Annotated in this window: 5 protein-coding genes; 1 reads left to right on the plus strand and 4 read right to left on the minus strand. The window is 65.3% G+C overall.

Features of this window, described 5'->3' with window-relative positions:
- The 3 genes from ACYVDE_RS17860 to ACYVDE_RS17870 all read right to left on the minus strand — a co-directional run.
- The coding region (locus ACYVDE_RS17860; protein ID WP_460502909.1) for a hypothetical protein at positions 1-701 on the minus strand (701 nt) is incomplete at its 3' end.
- A gap of 93 nt (positions 702-794) precedes the next feature.
- Positions 795-1247, minus strand: coding sequence for a DinB family protein (locus tag ACYVDE_RS17865; RefSeq protein ID WP_460502910.1), 453 nt, complete (start codon positions 1245-1247; stop codon positions 795-797).
- A gap of 174 nt (positions 1248-1421) precedes the next feature.
- Positions 1422-2294, minus strand: a complete 873-nt coding sequence (locus tag ACYVDE_RS17870; RefSeq protein WP_460502911.1) for an aldo/keto reductase — start codon at positions 2292-2294, stop codon at positions 1422-1424.
- Positions 2295-2398: 104 nt separating this feature from the next.
- On the opposite strand from ACYVDE_RS17870, the gene ACYVDE_RS17875 reads away from it, so the two are divergent.
- Positions 2399-2854, plus strand: coding sequence for a hypothetical protein (locus tag ACYVDE_RS17875; RefSeq protein ID WP_460502912.1), 456 nt, complete (start codon positions 2399-2401; stop codon positions 2852-2854).
- 8 nt (positions 2855-2862) lie between these two features.
- Here ACYVDE_RS17875 and ACYVDE_RS17880 read toward each other — a convergent pair.
- The coding region (locus ACYVDE_RS17880; protein WP_460502913.1) for a hypothetical protein at positions 2863-3420 on the minus strand (558 nt) is incomplete at its 5' end.

Here is a 3420-nt window from a genome sequence, read left to right on the forward strand (position 1 = left end):
GGGGGCGGGGTTGGCGGAGCGGGGGCGGCCTTGGGCGGGGTGGCCTTGGGCGGCGTGCCGCTTACCTGAATGGTAATGGGCACCAGTGGGCTTTCCCGGGTGGGGTAGTAGCTCTGACGCAGATAGAACGTGGTGGTTTTGCTGAGTTTGGTGCGGTAGGTGTTGCCGGCGGCCAGGGCCTGCTTGCCCTCGGCGTCGGCAAACCAGAGCACGTTGCGGCCCGACACGCGCAGGCTGCTCTCCACGCCGGCCGGCACTGTGGCGGCCGATTTCAGCTTGATGCGATAGAGCGTGATGGTGCCCACCGTGCAGTCACCCTGCGGCCGGTAGGTGGCGTGGCCGGTAAGCTTTTCCAGGGCCGGGTCGTAGGTGAATGTGATGGAGCCGTCGCACCAGTAGTTGCCGAAGGTGCGGCCGGTTTCGTTCAGCTTTTCGCCGTGCTCGAGGCGCAGGCCGGTGCCGGTACGGGTGCCCTGCATCTGAAACGTGACCGTGATGCCCGGGTTGGTGCCCACTTCTTCGTAGAGAATGCCGAATACATTGGTGCCCTTGCTTTTTTGCAGGCGGAGCACCGTGGGCCAGTAGCCGCCGGGCTGCCCGGTGTCGGTTTCAACACCCTGCCAAACGCCGGACAGGGATTGGGCGGGGGCCGGGACCGCGAGTAGCAGCGCCCCGAGGCCACCCCAAAAGCTGCTGTTCATGCTGCAATTACGTGAGCTCAATGGAGGAGTTTGCTGCCCATAGACGCACCAGCCAAACGCAGGGTTGCCCGGCGCGCCCGTTGCCCGGCCGGCCTACGCGGGCCCGTCGAGCAGGCGGCGGTGGTAGTTTACCTGACCCAGATGGTAAGCCAGATGCGTGGCCAGATGCACCAGGAAATATTCCGTCGTCATCGGCTGGTCGAATACCGGCACCGGGTAGTCGTTGGGCAAGCTGGTGGCCGGGAGGCTGCCCAGGGTCCGGTCAACTTCGGTGCGGACGCGCGCAAGCATCCCAATCAGTTCGGCGCGCGGAATGTATTTCCTGGAAAACTCCGCCGGGCGGTCGCGCACGTAGGGCACGCCGCCCAGCTCGGCGCTGATGTAGGTGCTCAGGTTGCCCACCAGGTGCAGGCACAGGTTGCCGGCCGAGTTGGCAATTCCCTTCTCCGTGTGCCAGATGCGCGCCTCGTCGTGGTAGGCTTCAAGTTCCTCCTGCAGTCGGAGCAGGTCGCGGGCAAACAGCTGGCGGAGCGTATCGAGTAGCATGGCTTAAATGGGTTGGGTAGGATGTGACAAGAACGTCATGCTGATAATTAGAAACGTCATGCTGAGCGCGGCCGAAGCATCTCTACCACGTCACTAATCAATTTTAGTATTGCGGTAAAGATGCTTCGGCTACGCTCAGCATGACGGCCTTTCGCTTCGGCTTAATTTCGCTGGCTACCCCAGGTAAGCCATTTCCTCCGCGCTCAGCTCAATATCCGCGGCCCGCAAATTCTCCTCCAGGTGCGCCAGCGACGACGTGCCCGGAATCGGCAGAATCCAGGGCGATTTGTGGAGCAGCCAGGCAATGTTGAGCTGGGCTTCCGAGATGCCACGCTGCCGGGCCAGCTCGGCCAGCCTGCTGCCGCCCTTGGGCAGGCCGTGAATCAGCGAGAAGAAGGGAATGAGCGGAATGCCGTGCTGCTCGCAGATATCCAGCACTTCCTCGCCGCCGGGATTGGCGCCGTGCGGCAGTTGCACGGTGGTGCGCTGGGCGTAGCTATACATGTTCTCGACGGTGGCAATGGGGCCCAGCTGCAGCCCGGCTTCGAGCTCGGCGCGGGTCACGTTGCTGAGGCCCACGTGTAGGATTTTACCTGCCTTTTGCATTTCAAACATGGCGCCCAACTGCTCGTCGAGCGGTACCGGCCCGTGGCCCATCAGCCGCAGATGCACCAGCTGAATCTGCTCGCGGCGCAGGGTGCGCAGGTTGTTGTCGATGGCGGTGCGCAGGTCGTCGGGGGTGTTGAAGGGCACCCAGCTTTTGTCGGGCCGGCGGGTGGCGCCTACTTTGGTGCAAATCACCAGGTCGGCCGGGTAGGGGTGTAGCGCCTCGGCAATGAGGCGGTTGGTTACGTCCTCGCCGTAGTAGTCGGCCGTGTCGAGGAAATTCACGCCGCGGGCCACGGCAGTTTTCAGGATTTCCAGCGCCTGCGGCCGGTCGGCGGGCTCGCCCCAGATGTCGGGGCCGGTGAGGCGCATGGTGCCGTAGCCTAGGCGGCTGATGGTGAGGGGCTGGGCCGAACGGGCCGCGATGGTGATGGTGGACATGAATCAGCTTTAGGTGGTTGGTAGGTAGAAGACGACTGGCCGGCTTCGATGTTTGACGCGCCCCGTATTTTTGCTTCAGTTTCGCCCACCGCCAGCCCGCTCCCATGAATCCGACGCCCGCGTATTTCGACGACTTTGCCGACGCCGACCCGCCGCGTGGTCCCATCGGCGAGCCCCTGAAAGCCGCGGTTGAGCCGGCCGAAACCCGTAACCGCCCCAGCCTCACGGGCGCCATGACCAGCACCGCCACCCGGCTGCTGCCGCTCGTGGCCCTGCTCGATTCCATTCAGCCTTCGGTAGCGCGCGAATCGGTATTCCGGGCGCGGCGCAAGAAAATCAAGCAGCACTTCACCGAAGCCTACGCCGAGCTGCACGCCGAGCGTCCCCGCCACGAGGCCCTGGCCCACGCCTTCCAGGCCTTGGCCGAGCTGGTGCAGGAAGAAACCCGCGACATCAGCAAAAACGAGCTGAAGCAGGCCGCCAAAGAGGTGGTGCTGGCCACGCTGCAAAACGCGCCGGCCCTCATCAACATCGCGCACCAGGCCCGGCTGCTAGCCTGAGTTCGGGGCTACTCGCCGGCCGGCCGCTCAAATACCAGCCAGTTCGACTGCCGGGCCGTGTCGGTGCGGCGGTTGCCCAGCTTCACCACCTGGCCGCCGGCCCGGTACCAGCCTTCGTCCCAACCGCCGGTGTCCAGGTTCAGGGCCTGCCGCGCGCCCAGTTCCCGCAGGTCGGTCGCGAATTGCAGCATGGTAATGTCGGCGTGGCTTTCTACCACCGCCAGCCGGTGCTCCGCCAGTTCCACCAGCGCCCGCCGCTGAAAGTAGCTGCCGCCCGGCCCACGCACGCTCCGGCCCCGAAACACCAGTAGCTCCTGCAGCAGCAGCGTGCCGCCGCGTTGCCGCACGCGCGCCAGCTCGGGGCCGGGTGGCGACTGCCCTTTCGGGATTTGGGTGATGCGGACGGAGTCGCCAATATTCGTCAGCACTCCGTCCAGGAAGCCCACGGTGGCTTGCGCCTGCACGGGGCGGCCCGGGCTCACCAGTAAGTCCAGCGGCTGGTCGGTGTTCAGGTCGGTGTAGGCCGCGGCCACGCTGAGCTGCACGCGCCGGTCGGCCACGTCGGG

The sequence above is a fragment of the Hymenobacter agri genome (assembly GCF_054778495.1).

Coding starts and splice junctions, on each gene's coding strand:
- ACYVDE_RS17865 (WP_460502910.1), bottom strand. CDS start 1,247: ATGCTACTCGATACGCTCCGCCAGCTGTTTGCCCGCGACCTGCTCCGA.
- ACYVDE_RS17870 (WP_460502911.1), bottom strand. CDS start 2,294: ATGTCCACCATCACCATCGCGGCCCGTTCGGCCCAGCCCCTCACCATC.
- ACYVDE_RS17875 (WP_460502912.1), top strand. CDS start 2,399: ATGAATCCGACGCCCGCGTATTTCGACGACTTTGCCGACGCCGACCCG.